The sequence below is a fragment of the Rhizobium sp. G21 genome, assembly GCF_014158035.1.
Taxonomy (GTDB): Bacteria; Pseudomonadota; Alphaproteobacteria; order Rhizobiales; family Rhizobiaceae; genus Rhizobium_E.
In genome coordinates, this window is record NZ_JACFXW010000001.1 from 1,580,756 (window position 1) to 1,597,579 (window position 16,824).

Here is a 16,824-nt window from a genome sequence, read left to right on the forward strand (position 1 = left end):
TCTAAAACGTAAAATGAGACCCTCGACTTGTTTTCTATCAATTCGAGGCCCGGTCCATGCTTTCCGTCTTTCGTTCCTCCGCCGCAAACCGCCTTGCCGCGATCAATGTGCTGGCCGTGCTGGTGACAGCGGTCGTCATCGCGATGGCGATGATCGTCAGCCTGAGAAGTTTCGTCATGGACGACGCGGTCGCAGATTCCCGTCAGGCGGCCGGCATCTTCAGTCAGTTCTATGAAATGGACCAACCCGGCGCCGAGACGCTTTCCGAAGGAGGCGCTCCAGTGAGCGTCAGAGTCGATAAGGTGGTCGTCAAGCCCGACTTCGTTCTGGTGGACCGGGTCGCCCTCGCCATCTCCGGCGTCGCGACCATTTTCGAACGGCAGGGCGGCGATTTTGTGCGCGTGTCCACCAATGTGAAGAAGGACGGCAAGCGGGCCGTCGGCACGAAACTCGCAGCCGATCACCCGGCGCAAGCGCCGCTCGCCCGCGGAGAAGCCTATTTCGGTCCCGCCACGCTGTTCGGCAAGAATTTCATGACCGGCTATGTGCCGATGAAGGGCGCCGACGGACAGACGGTCGGCATCCTGTTCATCGGCATCCCCATGGATGTCTATGAAGCCCAGATCGGCTACCTCGCCTGGCTGGCCGCGAGCGTCGGCGCCGCTGCGGTGGCGGTGTTCGGCCTGGCCGCATTCCTGACGGCCCGGCGCATCGTCTCGCCGCTCTCGGGTCTTTCGACGTCGTCATCAATCGCGTCGCGGGCGGGGCGTTGAACGTGAACGTCCCCTATCTCGACCGATCGGATGAATTCGGGAAGATCGCCCGGACCATCGACATCTTCAGGGCCGGCATCGCGCACAAGGCGGAATTGGAAGCCGAGGCTCGGAGTTCGGCCGAGAGACTCAAGGCGTCGCAGGAGCAGGCCAATTTCGAGAAGCGGACAGAGGAAGAGAAACTGAGCCGCGCCGTGGATCTTCTCGCCGGCGCGCTCGGCCGTTTCGCCCAGGGAGATCTCGACTGTCGGATCGAGACAGCATTCGAAGGGCGCATCGAGGCGCTGCGCCGGGACTTCAACGCATCCGTGGACCGCATGGGAGAGACGCTCGGCGGCATCCAGGGCGCCACGCGCAACATTCACGCCAATACGGGGATGATGGCCAATGCGATCGGCGATCTGGCGCGCCGCACCGAGCAGCAGGCCGGTTCTCTCGAAGAGACCGCGGCGGCCGTGCAGGAAATCACCCATAATGTGCAGAGTTCCTCCGCCCGCGTCGAGGAAGCGTCGCGGATCATCGGCAAAGCGCGCGCGACCGCGGACAATTCCGCCTCGATCGTCCAGAACGCCGTCTCGGCGATGGTCCGCATCCGCGACGCGTCCGACAAGATCAGCCAGATCATCAGCGTGATCGATTCCATCGCGTTTCAAACCAACCTGCTGGCGCTGAACGCCGGGGTCGAGGCCGCCCGCGCCGGAGAGGCCGGCAAGGGCTTCGCCGTCGTCGCGCAGGAAGTGCGCGAACTCGCCCAACGCTCCGCAAAGGCCGCCAAGGAGATCGGCGACCTCATCGGCAACGCCACCCAAGAGGTGTCGACGGGGTCGGACTTCGTCGAGCAGACCGGTTCCGCCCTGATCGAAATCTCCAAGCAGATCGTCGACATCGCCGGACATGTCCAGACCATGTCGACGGTCGCCCGGGAGCAATCTTCGTCGCTCCAGGAAATCAACGCCACGGTCACCAGCATGGATCAAATGACCCAGCAGAATGCGGCGATGGTGGAAGAGACGAATGCGGCAACGCGGCAACTGGCCGACGAAGCGGACGGACTGATGCAAATGATCGAAAAGTTCAAACTGATGCGCAGACCGAACATGACCAACGCTCATATTCGAACAGCCGCATAAATCACCAATCTGCTGAAACAAAGAGCAAGGCGCGATTATATCGCGCCTTTTTTTAACTCTACCTAATTTTTATGCGGATGTTGTCATGTAATTTTATTGAAACATCCGGCTATGCCGTTAGCGCAACCTTAATCTCTGGATGCAACTGTCGGGACGAATATCGGCAAACCATCTTCGCCGCGCGCGCAGATGCGAACATCTGTTTCATCGTCATCGACGCAGACCCAAGCAGCTCCAAGGGTTTTTTCAATGAATATCGACGCACTCCTCTCGCGCTTTCGAATCCAGACGAAAGTCCTGATTTTCATTCTCCCATTCGTCGCCGCGATCTCCGCAGCAGTTGGTCTGACCGGACTTTACGCATCCGGTCTGCTGCAGGCGCGCATGGAGGTCTCCAACCGGGTTCTGCAAAGCCTCAGCGGCTTCCGCGATCTGACGGCGGCGATGAACGCGTTTCTGGATGATGCGTCCGACGAGACGTATTCGGCGACCGTGAGCACCCTGTCGCAGCAGGACGGCCTTCTCAACGACATGTATGCCCAGATGCGCGATGGCGAGGCCGGCAAGACCGAATTGGCCGAGGTCATCTCGGCCATGGGCAAGGTCGGGCCCCAGATCGAGGCTTTGAAGGCGCTGCACGAGAAGGAAGTCGGCATCGTCAAGACCCTCAACCAGAACATCAGCGACATCGGCTTCGGTAAGCTGGAACTGAACACGTCCGCAAACTCGATCGAGCAGCAGGTGTCGCGCGACGACGAGGAGGCGAAGACGATGCTCGACGACGCCTCGCAGATCACCGGAGGCGGAGCGCTCGTCAACGACATCGCCAAAGCCGCGGCCCTGAAGCCGTCGGCGGCTGAGAAGCTCGCCTATGTCGAATCCAGGATGAAGGACCTGAAGGCGCTGAAATACCGGCTCGCCGCGCTGATCGGCGATCCGAATGCGGTCGCCGCCAAGAAGCTCGGCGAAGCGGTCTCAGCCGTCGAAGCCGTGCTGGCGGAGAAGCAGGTGACCGACGAGGCGGCCGCCAAACTGATGACCAAGCTGAACGCCCTTCGCCAGGTGAATGTCTTCATCGGGCTCGCGGCTCAACAGAAAATGAAGAATGCGACCGAGCGTTTCGCCGCGCTCAAGACCGAGATGAAGCGCGCCCAGACCATCGTCCGCGACGGCCGGGCGGCGGTCGAGGCCACCTTCCTGATGGAAACCGAAATCGCCCGCTTCATGACGGCGCCCTCGGAGGCCAATCTGTCGACGCTTTCGCCGATGATCATCCGGCTGCGCACCTCGCTCGCCACGCTGGCCATGAGTGCGAAGGGAACATCGCTCGCCACGAGTCTCGACATGAGCTACGCTCCGGCGATGAAGACGCTCGACGCCAATGCAAAGGCCTTGCTCGACGTGTCCAAGAGCCGCAACGCGGCCTTCACCGCCGCCGCCGCCGATATCGACGCGATCTGGAAGCAGCTGACGGCGTTTGCCGAACTGCAGAAGGAAAGCGCCGGCAAGGAGCGCGACAGCGCCAACTCCATCTCGGTCGGCGCCACCATCACCGGCATCCTCATCGCCATCTTCGCAGGCATCGGCCTGGTCATGACCTTCAAGGGTCCGATCGGCCAGATCACTTCGGCGATGCGCAAGCTCGCCGAGGGCGTGCTCGACACCCGCATCAACGGCGAGGCCCGCATCGACGAAATCGGCGAAATGGCGCGCGCGCTCGGCGTCTTCAAGCAGAACGCTCTGTCCAAGATCGAGATCGAGCAGCGCTCCGACGCCGAACGCGCCGCAGCCGAAGAAGAGCGCCGCCGCAACGACGCCGAGAAGCTCGACGTCGACCGCCAGATCGACTTCGCGGTGAATGCGCTCGCCGCCGGGCTGGGCCGTCTCTCCCAGGGCGACATTTCCCAGACGATCGAAACGCCGTTCTTCGGCAAGCTGGAGACGCTGCGCGCCGACTTCAACTCCTCGCTGTCCAAGCTGCAGGACACGATGGCGCGCATTCGCGAAAACACCGAGATGATCCAGCACAACGCCGGCGAGATGAGCGCGGCCGCCGACGATCTCGCCAAGCGCACCGAACAGCAGGCCGCGGCGCTCGAACAGACCGCCGCCGCCGTCGAGGAGATCACCGTGACGGTGAAATCCTCGGCAGAGCGCGCCGAAGAGGCCAACCGCATCGTCGGCGAGACCAAGAAGAGCGCCGACGCCTCCTCCACAGTCGTCTCCTCGGCCATCGACGCCATGGGCCGCATCGAAGACGCCTCCAACCAGATCGTTCAGATCATCGACGTCATCGACGACATCGCCTTCCAGACCAACCTGCTCGCGCTCAACGCCGGCATCGAGGCGGCGCGGGCCGGTGAAGCCGGCAAGGGTTTCGCCGTCGTCGCCCAGGAAGTGCGCGAACTGGCGCAACGTTCGGCCGGCGCCGCCCAGCAGATCAAGGATCTGATCGGCAAGTCGAGCACGGAAGTCTCATCCGGCTCGCGGCTGGTGCAGCAGACCGGCGAGGTTCTGGCGGAAATCTCGCACAAGATCGTCACCGTGTCGGAGCGGGTCGAGGCCATCGCCATGGCCAGCCGCGACCAGTCCAACGCGCTGGCCGAGGTCAATTCGTCGGTCAATTCGATGGATCAGATGACCCAGCGCAACGCCGCCATGGTGGAGGAGACCAACGCCGCCACCCGCCAGCTCGCCGACGAAGCCGACAATCTCATGGGCCTCGTCCAGCAGTTCCGACTGGCCGGCCAAAGCCATCAGGCAAGACGGGCGGCATAATCGCCTCCGACCGGCGAACGGATCCGATCGCCGGTCGTTTTTCGTCTAAAATAATACGCTCGGTCAGATTTACGGGCAGGATGGCCACCGGCGTTAGGTCGTCCTTAATTCCCCGATGCAACACTCCCTGATTACATCACACGACGCAACCTACGCTCGATGAGCGGCCGCGTCGCTGTGGCACAGGAGGGGATTGCCGTGATCGACAGATTTATGTCGCGTTTCAAGATTCAGACCAAAGTCATTGTACTCGTCGCACCGTTCGTTCTCAGCATCTCCGCGGTCGGAGCGACCGGGCTTTACGCCTCCGGCCTGCTGCAAGGCCGCATGGAAATTTCAAACAGCGTGCTGCAGTCGCTGAGCGGCTTCAAGAGCGTGTTCGCCAGCATGAGCGACTTTCTGCGCACGCCGTCCGACGCGACGCATGAAAAGGCGGCTTCCGATGTCGCCGCGCAACTTTCGTTGCTTCAGCAGACGGCGGACGACCTCCGCGCCGAAACCGACGTCACCCTTCTGACCGAGGCGCTCGAACAATCCAAGACGATTTCCAGCAATGTCGAAACGCTGTGGGGGCTGCAATCCAAGCAGAACAGCATCATGGCCAGCGTCGCCAAGGCGCAGGAAACTCTGACCGCGGTTCAAGGCGATATCGGCAAGAAATCCTTCAAACTGATCTCGGAAGCCAAGAAGAAGGAAAAGGCCGAAAAGAAGGGCTTGAACAATGCGGTGGAGATCGACCGGATCGCGACCGCCCTCGACGCCCTGATCGTCGACTACAACAAGGTGCTGGGCGACGCCGACAAATTGGCGGTGCTGAAGAAATACGCGCCGACCCTCGAGACGAGCGCCGCGAAGCTGGCAACCGCCGTGCCGAAAGCCAAGCTTCCCTACGCCAAGAAATACGAAAAGCTGCTCGCGCCCGTACTGGCGCAGATCAAGTCGGGCGACCTGAGCCCCGCCGCCATGACCAAGACCAATGGCGCGATCAATAGCTTCCGCACGCTGGCCACGATGTTCAAGCAGTTCGGCGCCGACCTGATGCGCCAGTCGATTCTCAATCTGGCCGCCGCCGACGCGCAGATCACCAAGGCGGACAGCGTCGCCAACAAGCTGCGCTCCATCGTCAACAACAACAACGAGATCCGCGTCGTCTTCGCCGAACTGGTCGCAAAGCCCGACCAAGCGGGCGTGAAGAAGGTTCAAGAGTCGCTCTATATGTACAATACCGAGGTGCAGCGTCTGGCGAGCGCGGTCAAGGACGACGCCTTCTTCCAGGGTCTTCCCGAAATCGTCAAGCCGGTGACGACCAGCCTCGACCAGAGCGCCGCCGACCTTGCCGCCAACGCCCGCAGCAAGGAAACCGAATTCGCCGCCGCCGCCCAGCAGATCGACCAGACTTGGAACAAGTTGACGCAATTTGCCGAACTGCAGCGCGACAGCGCCGGCGCCGAGCGCGACCAGGCCAATTCCATTTCGATCGGCGCCATGGCGCTCGGCGTGTTGATCGCCATGGGCGCCGGCGCTGCGCTGGTCATCACCCTCAAAGGTCCGATCCTCGCCATCACCGGCGCCATGCGCCGCCTGGCCGACGGCGCGCTCGACACCGCCATCACCGGCGACCGGCGTCCCGACGAAATCGGCGAGATGGCGCGCGCGCTCTCGGTCTTCAAGAGCAACGCCCAGCAGAAGATCGTCATGCAGGAAGAAGCCGAACGCAATCGCCGCGTCGCCGAAGACGAACGCCTGCGCAACGAGGCGGAAAAGGCCGAGACGGCTCGTCAGGTCAATTTCGCGGTGCGCTCGCTCGCCGAGGGTCTCGGCAATCTCGCCCGCGGCGAACTTCGCTTCACCATCGATACGCCGTTCGGCGGCGAACTCGATGCGCTGCGCCAGGACTTCAACAGTTCGATCGCCGGGCTGCGCAACACGTTGTCGGAAATCCGCAACGCGTCCGACCTGATCCAGGACAACGGCCGGCAGATGGCCGACGCCGCCGACGATCTGGCCAAGCGCACCGAGCAGCAGGCGGCGTCGCTGGAGCAGACCGCGGCCGCCGTCGAAGAAATCACCGCCACCGTCAAGACGACCTCGGGTCGCGCAGGTGAGGCCCAGCGAATCGTGGAGACCGCCAAGAAGAACGCCGAGAGTTCTTCCGACGTGGTGCAGAACGCCGTTTCCGCCATGGTCCGCATCCGCGACGCGTCCGACAAGATCAGCCAGATCATCGACGTCATCGACTCCATCGCCTTCCAGACCAATCTGCTGGCGCTCAACGCAGGCGTCGAAGCGGCCCGCGCAGGCGAAGCTGGCAAGGGCTTTGCCGTCGTCGCCCAGGAAGTTCGCGAGCTCGCGCAGCGTTCCGCCAAGGCGGCAAAGGAGATCGGCGATCTTATCGGCAACTCCGCCCAGGAAGTGTCGACCGGCTCGCATTACGTCGAACAGACGGGCGAGGCGCTGATGACGATCGCCAAGCAGATCGTCGAGATTTCGGGACATGTCGACCTGATCGCGACATCGAGCCGCGAGCAGTCGTCGTCGCTGTCGGAAATCAACGCGACCGTGAACGCCATGGACCAGATGACCCAACGAAACGCCGCCATGGTGGAAGAGACCAACGCCGCCACGCGGCAGTTGTCGCAGGAGGCCGATCTGTTGCGCGAACTCGTCGCGCGCTTCCAACTGGACGGCGCGAGAGCCCCAGAGGGCCGCCGGGCGGCCTGACGGGATCAATTGCCGAGAGACGGGGAAAGCGGGCGCATCGTGGCCCGCTTTCTTTTTTTGCGCTTAGAGGCCGCAGGCGCGCGGCTTGCCGCCATACTCCTTTTCACGCTATCAAATGCCGTCCGGCAGGACCGGATGCAGCGACAAAGGTTCATCATGGCATGGCAAAGCCCGATCTCTCCCGGCATCTCCTGGTATGAAGACTCGGTTGGAGATCGACCCGAATACCCTCCCCTCGACGGCTCGGTGAAGACGGACGTCGTCATCATAGGCGGAGGCTTCACGGGGCTGCAGGCGGCCTATAACCTGGCCCGCGCCGGCGTGGATGTCAGGCTCATCGAAGCCCATCGCCTCGGCGACGGCGGATCCGGACGCAATGGCGGCCAACTCGGCACAGGTCAGCGTTGGTGGCCCGAAGAGGTCGAGGCGGAATGGGGCCTCGAACGTTCACGCGCTTTGTTCAATATGGGCGAAACCGCCAAGGCGCATCTGTTCGATTTCGTCGCGCGCGAAAATATCGACATGGATTACCAGCCCGGCCACATGATCGTGGCGCACAAGGCGCGCATGGAGACGGATTTCCGCGCCAATGCGGAGATCGCGGCGGAACGCTACGACTATCCGCATCTGCATTTCATGGACAAGGCCGAGACGGATCGAAGGGTGGGCTCGCGCCGGTTCCATTTCGGCGTCCATGACGCCGGGACCGGCCATGTTCATCCGATGAAACTGCTGGTCGGTCTGGGAAAAGCCGCGGCGCGGGCCGGAGCGACGCTGCATGAAATGACCGGCGCGAGCGCAATCGCCTCCGAAGGCGGCAAGGTGCGGGTCGAGACGCCGCGCGGTGTGATCACCGCCGGCAAGGCGCTGATCGCCACAAACGCCTATATCGGCAATCTCGAACCCGCCACGGCCGCCCATGTGATGCCGATCGGCTCCTTTATCGGCGCGACGCCGCCGCTCGACGATTTTCCCGACGTCATTCCGGACGGCGAATCGGTATGCGATTCACGCTTCGTCGTTCGCTATTTTCGCAAGTCTAAGGACAACCGGCTGCTGTTCGGCGGGCGCGAAATCTATTCATCCGAAAAGCCAGACGACATCACCACCCATATCCGCCGGCAGATCACCGAGATCTATCCGCAGCTCAAGGACGTCAGGCTCACCCACGGCTGGGGCGGATATGTTGGGATCACCCTGCCCCGCCAGCCCTTCGTGCGCGAGGTGATGCCGCATGTGACCTCGATCGGCGGATATTCGGGCCATGGCGTGATGCTGTCAAACTATTGTGGCAAACTCTATGCCGACATGATCTCGGGCGCGGCCACTGATCTCGAGCTCTACCGGTCCCTCGACGTGCCGCCCTTCCCTGGCGGCGCCAAATTCCGCGCGCCGCTCCTGTTCCTGGCGCTCACATGGTTCTCGATGCTCGACCGCCTTTGAGCGCGGTTCGAGACGAGACGCCCAACCTTCCCCCGGCGCTTTTCGAGAGAAAAGCGCGTCAGGGCACTGGAATTTTTAAATCGATTAGATTATGACAACCACGCCTGATCAAGAGAAGAGAACGCCCATGAGCAGCCAGATCATTCCCGTCGAACCATTCGATTACGTCGTCTTTGGCGGCACGGGCGACCTCGCCGAGCGGAAGCTTCTGCCGGCGCTCTTTCATCGCCAGGAGGCAGGCCAATTCACCGAGCCGACGCGCATCATCGGCGCATCGCGCGGCGATCTCAGCCATGACGATTACCGCAAATTCGCCACCGAATCGCTGAAGAAATTCCTGAAACCCGGCGAATACACCGAAGAGGCCGTGGCGCGCTTCACCGCGCGGCTGTTCTACGTGTCGGTCGACGCCGGTTCGGAAAAGGGATGGGACAATCTCCGCAAGCTTCTCGACGAGGGCAAGGACCGCGTGCGCGCCTTCTACCTCGCCGTCGGACCGGCCATTTTCGGACCGATTTCCGAGCGCATCCGCGATCACAAGCTGATCACCAAGAACACCCGCATCGTTGTGGAAAAGCCGATCGGCCGAGATCTCGCTTCCGCGCTCGAACTGAACGACACGATCGGCAAGGTGTTCCGCGAAGAGCAGATCTATCGCATCGACCACTATCTCGGCAAAGAGACCGTGCAGAACCTGATGGCGCTGCGCTTCGCCAACGCGCTCTACGAGCCGCTGTGGAACTCCGCCCATATCGACCATGTGCAGATCACCGTGGCGGAATCGGTCGGCCTCGAAAATCGCGCCGGCTATTACGACAAGGCCGGCGCGCTGCGCGACATGGTTCAGAACCATATGCTGCAGCTTCTCTGCCTCGTGGCGATGGAAGCCCCCTCCTCGATGGCGGCGGAAGCGGTGCGCGACGAGAAGCTCAAAGTGCTCCGGGCGCTCAAGCCGATCGACGCCAACAATGCCGACAAATTCACCGTACGCGGCCAGTATCGCGCCGGCGCTTCGGACAAGGGCGCGGTGCGCGGCTATCTCGAAGAGCTCGAAGGCGGCGTGTCCAACACCGAGACCTATGTGGCGATCAAGGCCGAGATCGGCAACTGGCGCTGGGCGGGCGTGCCCTTCTACCTGCGCACCGGCAAGCGTCTGGCGGCGCGCGTGTCGGAAATCGTCATCACCTTCAAGCCGATCCCGCATTCGATCTTCGATTCGTCGGCCGGCCGGATTTCGGAGAACCAGCTGATCATCCGCCTGCAGCCGGATGAAGGCGTCAAGCAGTCGCTGATGATCAAGGATCCGGGTCCGGGCGGCATGCGCCTGCGCGAGGTGTCGCTCGACATGAGCTTCGCCCAGGCCTTCGACGTGCGCAATCCGGACGCCTATGAGCGCCTGTTGCTGGACGTCATCCGGTCGAACCAGACGCTGTTCATGCGCCGCGACGAGGTCGAGGCGGCATGGCGCTGGGTCGACCCGATTCTCAAGGCATGGGATGAAACCGGACAGCCTGTGCAGGGTTACACCGCCGGCACCTGGGGACCGAGCCATTCGATCGCGCTGATCGAACGCGACGGCCGCACCTGGCACGAATGATCGAGAAGACGGGAACCCGCTGATGGCTCATCAAATGCATATATTCGACAATGGCGCGGCGCTGGCCGAAGCCCTTGCCGGACGCGTGGCGGGAGCCCTGTCCGAGGGCGTCGCGACGCGCGGGGCCGCCTCGATCGCCGTCTCCGGCGGCTCGACGCCCAAAGCCTTCTTCAAGGCTCTGTCGACGGCCGATCTCGACTGGTCCAAGGTGACGATCACGCTGGTGGATGAACGCTTCGTGCCCGAAACCAACGAACGCTCGAACCACAAGCTGGTCGCCGACAATCTGATGGTCGGGCGCGGCGGCGCGCGAGATTCGTGCCCCTCTATCACGCCGTCGCCGATGCCGAAGACGCGGCGATGGTGGCGACCGGCGACGCCGACCGGATCGTCAGGCCGTTCGACGTGGTGATCCTCGGCATGGGCGGCGACGGACATACGGCGTCGTTCTTTCCCGGCGGCAACAATCTCGCACAGGCGCTGAACCCGCGGACGCGCCGCGGCGTCATTACCATGGAAGCCGACGGCGCCGGCGAAACGCGGCTGACCTTCACCTTTTCGGCGCTGCAGGACGCGCGCCTGCTGGCGCTGCATATCGAAGGCGCCGCCAAGAAGCCGGTGATCGACCAGGCGCTCGCAGAAGGCGCGGAAAGCGCGCTGCCGATCGGACGCGTCATTGCGACGGCGGCGTCCGAAACCCAGATCTACTGGGCGCCCTGACGGCGCCCCATCAGGCGGGGTTCGACTTCGCCGACCGAAAGCCGAAAGGAACCATCATGGCAGCCGACAAGAGAATCGCGGCCATCACGGCCCGGATCGTGGAACGTTCGAAGCCCGCGCGCGAGGCCTATCTGGGCCGCATCCGCGCAGCAGCAGCCAGCGGCGTGCATCGCTCGGTGTTGGGTTGCGGCAATCTCGCCCATGGCTTCGCCGTCTGTTCCCCCGCCGAGAAGGAGATGCTGGCCGGAGACCGCGTCGCCAATCTCGGCATCATCACCGCCTATAACGACATGCTCTCGGCGCATCAGCCTTACGAGACCTATCCGGCGCTGATCCGCGAGGCCGCCCGCGAGGCCGGCGGCGTGGCGCAGGTGGCGGGCGGCGTGCCGGCGATGTGCGACGGCGTCACCCAGGGCCAGCCGGGCATGGAACTGTCGCTGTTTTCGCGCGACGTGATCGCCATGGCGGCGGGCATCGGCCTCAGCCACAACATGTTCGACGCGGCGGTGTTTCTCGGCGTCTGCGACAAGATCGTCCCCGGGCTCGCCATCGCGGCCCTGACCTTCGGACATCTGCCGGCGATCTTCATTCCGGCGGGGCCCATGACCACTGGTCTGCCGAACGATGAAAAGGCGCGGGTGCGCCAGCTCTACGCCGAAGGCAAGGTCGGCCGCGCCGAGCTTCTCGAAGCCGAATCCAAGTCCTATCACGGGCCCGGCACTTGCACCTTCTACGGGACCGCCAACTCCAACCAGATGCTGATGGAGATCATGGGCCTGCACACGCCCGGCTCGTCCTTCATCAATCCCGGCACGCCGCTGCGCGACGCGCTGACCAAGGAAGCGACCAAACGGGCATTGGCAATCACCGCGCAGGGCAACGAATTTACACCCGTGGGCGAGATGATCGACGAACGCTCGATCGTCAACGGCGTCATCGGCCTGCACGCCACCGGCGGCTCCACGAACCATACGCTGCATCTCGTGGCCATCGCCCGCGCGGCCGGCATTCACCTGACCTGGCAGGACATTTCGGACCTCTCCGACGTCGTGCCGCTGCTCGCCCGCGTCTATCCGAACGGACTTGCCGACGTGAACCACTTCCATGCGGCGGGCGGCCTCGGCTTCCTGATCCGCGAGCTGTTGAAGGACGGCCTGTTGCATGACGACGTGAGGACCGTGTTCGGCCACGGCCTTCAGGCCTATACGGTCGAGGCGCGTCTCGGCGACGGCGGCGCGGTGATCCGCATGCCGGTGGCCGAAGAGAGCGGCGACGCCAAGGTGCTCACCACCGTCGACAAGCCGTTCCAGGCGACCGGCGGCCTTAAGATGCTCAAGGGCAATCTCGGCACCGGGGTGATCAAGACCTCGGCCGTCAAGGCGGAACGCCATGTGATCGAGGCCCCGGCGCGGGTGTTTCAGGATCAGCAAGGCCTCAACGACGCCTTCAAGAACGGCGAACTGACCGGCGACTTCGTCGCCGTCGTGCGTTTCCAGGGACCACAGGCCAATGGCATGCCGGAACTGCACAAGCTGACCACCGTGCTCGGCATCCTGCAGGATCGCGGCCAGAAGGTGGCGCTGCTCACCGACGGCCGCATGTCCGGCGCATCCGGCAAGGTGCCGGCGGCCATCCATGTGACGCCGGAAGCCAAAGCCGGCGGATTGATCGGCAAGATCCGCGACGGCGACATGATCCGCATCGACGCGATCAACGGCGCGATCGAAGCATTGGTCAGCGATGCGGACCTGGCGGCGCGCCCGCAGGCCGAAGCCGACCTTTCCGGCAACGATTACGGCATGGGCCGCGAACTGTTCTCCATCTTCCGGCAGATGGCCGGCCCCGCTGATCACGGCGCAGGCGTCCTGGCCTGACGGTTTCAGGGACGGGCGCGCAGACCGCGCCCTCCCCTCCCCTCGCAATGGGCCGGAACCGTGCGGTTTCGATGGCTGCATCATATTCGACGGGTCGGTGACGTGTCATCGGCTTCCGTGCTAGAAATCCTTCGCCGGGCCTCATCCTCCGGAAGAATGCAGGGATTTTCGATGACCGCACAGATATATCTCCGCCGCGCGACCGACGCCGATCTGGCCCGCATCATGGAGATCGAGCGGACGCCGGGATATGAGACGGTGGTCGGCAGGTCCTCCGCCGAATTTCACGCCCGCGCGCTCGTCGATCCCGATTACGCCTATCTGGTCGCCGTCGACGAGGCCGGCGCCATCGGCGGCTTCGCCATCCTGCGCGATCTCGGCAATATCATGGGCAACACCTGCCTCAAGCGCATCGCCGTGGCCCATCCCGGCAAAGGTCTGGGCCGCCGGCTTCTGACCGACGTGATCGGCTGGGTTTTCACCGAAACGGCGACGCACCGCTTCTGGCTGGATCACATCATCGGCAATGACCGGGCGCGGCGGGTCTATGAGGCCTGCGGCTTGACCCGCGAAGGCGTCATGCGCGAGGCCTATGCGCTGCCGGACGGCCAGCGGGTCGATCTGGCGTTGATGTCGCTGCTTCGAACGGAATGGGCGGCGAAGTCCGGCTGAAGCGGCGAAAGGACAAGGCCATGTGGAGCCGGCTCGGAGATCTCAGGCGCGCAAATGCAGCCGATATCGAGGAGATCATGGACATCGAGCGCCAGCCCGACTACGACCGCCTCGTGGGCCGCTGGACGCGGATCGAGCATGAGCGCAATCTCGCGCGGCCCGGCTACGTCTATCTCGTTCATGACGACGCAGAAGGCCGTCCCGTCGCTTTCTTCGCGCTCAGCGGGCTCGGCAATCACGACGGCGATGCGATGATGAACCGGATGATCCTCCGACATCCCGGCCGGGGGCTCGGTTCGCGGTTGCTGCCGCGGGTGATGCGGCTGGTTTTCGAAGGTTTCGGCGCGCGCAAATTCTGGCTGCGGGTCGCGCCGTATAACGAGCGCGCAATCCGGCTCTACCGCCACTGTGGTTTTCAGGATGAAAAGCTGCTGCCGAAAGCAGGGCGGCGTCCCGATGGCGAGCAGATCGATCTCCTGTTGATGTCGATCGATTGGGAGGCCTGGGACGAACAGGAAAATGCCGCGACATCCTGAGCGGAGTTCGCGGCGGCCGGATCAGAATTTCGGCGCGGTTTTTCCGAGCTTTCGATGCGCGGCGATCACCGTATTGGCCATCAGCATGGCGATCGTCATCGGGCCCACGCCTTTCGGCACCGGCGTGATGGCGCCGGCCACCAGCTCGCAGGAAGCGAAGTCGCAATCGCCGACCAGTTTGGTCTTGCCCTCGCCCTTTTCAGGCACAGGCACACGGTTGATGCCGACGTCGATCACGGTGGCGCCGGGCTTGACCCAATCGGCCTTGACCATTTCCGGACGGCCGACGGCGGCGACGAGAATATCGGCCGTGGCGCAGACCCCGGCGAGATCCTTGGTGCGGGAATGGGCGGTGGTGACCGTGGCGTTGCGGGTCAGCAGAAGCTGCGCCATCGGCTTGCCGAACAGATTGGAGCGGCCGATCACCACGGCGTTGAGGCCGGAAAGGTCCTCACCGCGCACCGAGCGCACCAGAATAAGCGCGCCAGCGGGGGTGCAGGAGATAAGCCCGGTGTCGATATCGCCGGTCGCGAGCTTGCCTGCATTGACCACATGCAGTCCGTCGACATCCTTTTCCGGCAGGATCGACTGAATCACCGCTTCGGAATCGAGATGCTTGGGCAGCGGGAGCTGCACGAGAATGCCGTGAATGGACGGATCGCCGTTGAGTTCGTCGACCAGCGCTAGCAGGTCCTTCTGGGTCGTATCGGCGGGCAGCGAGTGCTGGACGGACTTGAAGCCGCATTCCTTGGCCATCTTGCTCTTGGCGCCGACATAGGCCTGGCTGGCGGGATCTTCGCCGACGAGCACGACCGCGAGACCCGTCTGCACGCCGGTGTCGGCTTGCAACGCCGAAGCGGACGATTTCACCTTATCGATGACGGCCGCCGCCGCTTCGACGCCATTAATGATGTGAGCCAAACTACCCTCCTTCACCGTGCAGTCCCGTCCTTGCGCGCGATCCTAATCGCGCTCGCCGTTCGGCGATTGTCTCAACGCGCCCCGGACCGGCGCATTGGTGACATGGGCGACGGAGGCGATCAAGACGGGATCAATGGGAATCGCGCTTCGGCGACAGTTGTGAGAGCGTTTGACGCAATTGCTCGACCTCTTTCCAAAGCCGATCGAGATCCATATCGGTGGAGCGTGGCGCGGCGGCGGGTGACCGGACTATCGCGCGCGGCTCGCGTTCCGGTGACCGGGCGGGACCGAGGCGATCGTCGTCATGGCTGCCTGCGCCGCCGCCCGCCATGAACTTTTCCGCGGCGCGCCCCAGCAACTGTACGGCCTCGATGAATTTGAGCAGGTCGTTGTCGGCGTGCTCGACCGGCGGCTGAAACGAGGCCATCGGCGCGATCGACGGCGGCTCGACCCAATCTCGCGGCGCGAGAGGCGGCGGAGGGGTGGTGCGTTTGGGCTCGGGAGCAATGCCGCGACTGCGGAGAATGGACGATATCTCATCCCGCAAAGCCCGGCGATCCTGGCCTTCATGAGGCGCGGCCTGGCGCGCTTCGGCGCTTCGGAGATCCATGAGGCGTCGCTCGAGATCCTCGAGCCGCTCGAAGATCGAAACCCAGTCGCGCCTATCACGGCGCTCGACATGTCGGGCGCGCTCGGCGTCGGATAGATAATCGAGCAGGGAGCGCGCGTGCATTCGCCGTCTCAGTTCGGGTTAAACAATCGTCTTCGACTTTACCCATTGTACATTCATTTTGGTAAATGAAGCCTTAATCCCGCTTGCCGGGGTTTGTGATCAGCAGGGGCCTGCGCACGCGCTGGGTCGGGGCCTTTGCGGTTTTGCCGGCTGCGAGGCGTCGCGCGGTATGCGCCACGACATGAAACAGAAAGACAGGCCCGCCGATGAAGTAGCGGCCCGCGAGGCGGCGCGGCTCCTGCAGGAAGCGATAGAACCATTCCACCCGCATCTTGCGCACGAATGCCGGCGCGCGAGGCACTTCCCCCGCCACGAAATCGAAAAGAGCGCCGACGCCGAGCACGAGGCGCGCGTGTTCGGGCCTGATATGGCGATCGATCCATTTTTCCTGGCGCGGCGTGCCCATGGCCACCAGGAGAATGTCCAGCTTCATCGCCGCAGCTTCGGCCAGGATTTCGCTGGACTGGTCCTCATGAAAATAACCGTGATGAATGGGAATGATCTCGTGCCAGGGCGCATGCTGTTCGAAATTGCGGCTGGCGCGCAAGAGGATCTCCGGCCGCGCGCCGATCAAGCCGATCCGCTTGGGCCGCGTCATGTAGGTCAGTAGCGACGGCACGAAATCGGTGCCGTTGAGATTGGCGGGGAAAGACGCCCCATGCGCCAGGATCGATGCGATGTCGACGCCGATGCCGTCGGGCAGCACCAGATGGCGATCCAACGCCTCGCGATATCCATGGTCGCGAAACATGATGTTGGCGTTGTGGGCGTTGATGAAGGAGATCACCGTCTGTCCCACCGGGACCTCGGCCAGCGCGTTCACGAATGTAAAGGCGTCCGCCCAGCCCAGATCGCAGACCGGAAGACCGAGAATCTCCCGATGCGAACTGAACACCGCCATATTCGAAACGATATTCATGCTGCTA

The 16,824-nt window shown here is 63.4% G+C and carries 12 protein-coding genes and 1 pseudogene; 10 read left to right on the forward strand and 3 right to left on the reverse strand.

All coding sequences use genetic code 11. The annotated features are described in order from the left end of the window. Positions 1–56: 56 nt before the first annotated feature. From H2O14_RS27275 to H2O14_RS08165, 10 genes and pseudogenes are all read left to right on the forward strand, one after another. Positions 57–773, forward strand: coding sequence for a Cache 3/Cache 2 fusion domain-containing protein (locus tag H2O14_RS27275; protein ID WP_246697327.1), 717 nt, complete (start codon positions 57–59; stop codon positions 771–773). Between the two features lie 2 nt (positions 774–775). Next, positions 776–1,903: a methyl-accepting chemotaxis protein gene (locus H2O14_RS28815; protein WP_312858570.1), complete on the forward strand. Its 1,128-nt coding sequence runs from the start codon at positions 776–778 to the stop codon at positions 1,901–1,903. 249 nt (positions 1,904–2,152) lie between these two features. Then, positions 2,153–4,681, forward strand: a complete 2,529-nt coding sequence (locus H2O14_RS08130; RefSeq protein ID WP_182827240.1) for a methyl-accepting chemotaxis protein — start codon at positions 2,153–2,155, stop codon at positions 4,679–4,681. Between the two features lie 159 nt (positions 4,682–4,840). After that, positions 4,841–7,402 (forward strand): HAMP domain-containing methyl-accepting chemotaxis protein, encoded by a 2,562-nt coding sequence (locus tag H2O14_RS08135; protein WP_210275428.1) that lies wholly within the window; start codon positions 4,841–4,843, stop codon positions 7,400–7,402. A 156-nt stretch (positions 7,403–7,558) separates the two neighbouring features. Continuing rightward, complete coding sequence (locus H2O14_RS08140) at positions 7,559–8,845, forward strand: NAD(P)/FAD-dependent oxidoreductase (protein ID WP_182827242.1); 1,287 nt, start codon at positions 7,559–7,561, stop codon at positions 8,843–8,845. Between the two features lie 127 nt (positions 8,846–8,972). Next, complete coding sequence (gene zwf, locus H2O14_RS08145) at positions 8,973–10,442, forward strand: glucose-6-phosphate dehydrogenase (protein ID WP_182827243.1); 1,470 nt, start codon at positions 8,973–8,975, stop codon at positions 10,440–10,442. Positions 10,443–10,464: 22 nt separating this feature from the next. Beyond that, a pseudogene (gene pgl / locus H2O14_RS08150) lies at positions 10,465–11,162 on the forward strand (6-phosphogluconolactonase). A 56-nt stretch (positions 11,163–11,218) separates the two neighbouring features. Continuing rightward, positions 11,219–13,036: a phosphogluconate dehydratase gene (gene edd / locus H2O14_RS08155; RefSeq protein WP_182827244.1), complete on the forward strand. Its 1,818-nt coding sequence runs from the start codon at positions 11,219–11,221 to the stop codon at positions 13,034–13,036. 171 nt (positions 13,037–13,207) lie between these two features. After that, entirely contained in the window at positions 13,208–13,708 is a 501-nt protein-coding gene (locus H2O14_RS08160; RefSeq protein WP_182827245.1) for a GNAT family N-acetyltransferase, read from the forward strand. Positions 13,709–13,728: 20 nt separating this feature from the next. Then, on the forward strand, positions 13,729–14,244 hold the full coding sequence (locus H2O14_RS08165; protein ID WP_182827246.1) for a GNAT family N-acetyltransferase: 516 nt from the start codon (positions 13,729–13,731) through the stop codon (positions 14,242–14,244). Between the two features lie 21 nt (positions 14,245–14,265). Here H2O14_RS08165 and H2O14_RS08170 read toward each other — a convergent pair whose 3' ends face one another. The 3 genes from H2O14_RS08170 to H2O14_RS08180 all read right to left on the reverse strand — a co-directional run bounded on the left by H2O14_RS08170 (position 14,266) and on the right by H2O14_RS08180 (position 16,817). Next, positions 14,266–15,165: a bifunctional methylenetetrahydrofolate dehydrogenase/methenyltetrahydrofolate cyclohydrolase gene (locus H2O14_RS08170; RefSeq protein ID WP_182827247.1), complete on the reverse strand. Its 900-nt coding sequence runs from the start codon at positions 15,163–15,165 to the stop codon at positions 14,266–14,268. A gap of 130 nt (positions 15,166–15,295) precedes the next feature. Continuing rightward, on the reverse strand, positions 15,296–15,898 hold the full coding sequence (locus tag H2O14_RS08175) for a hypothetical protein (RefSeq protein WP_182827248.1): 603 nt from the start codon (positions 15,896–15,898) through the stop codon (positions 15,296–15,298). A 73-nt stretch (positions 15,899–15,971) separates the two neighbouring features. Then, a complete protein-coding gene (locus tag H2O14_RS08180; RefSeq protein WP_182827249.1) occupies positions 15,972–16,817 on the reverse strand; it encodes a WecB/TagA/CpsF family glycosyltransferase in 846 nt (281 codons plus the stop codon). Positions 16,818–16,824 lie beyond the last annotated feature (7 nt).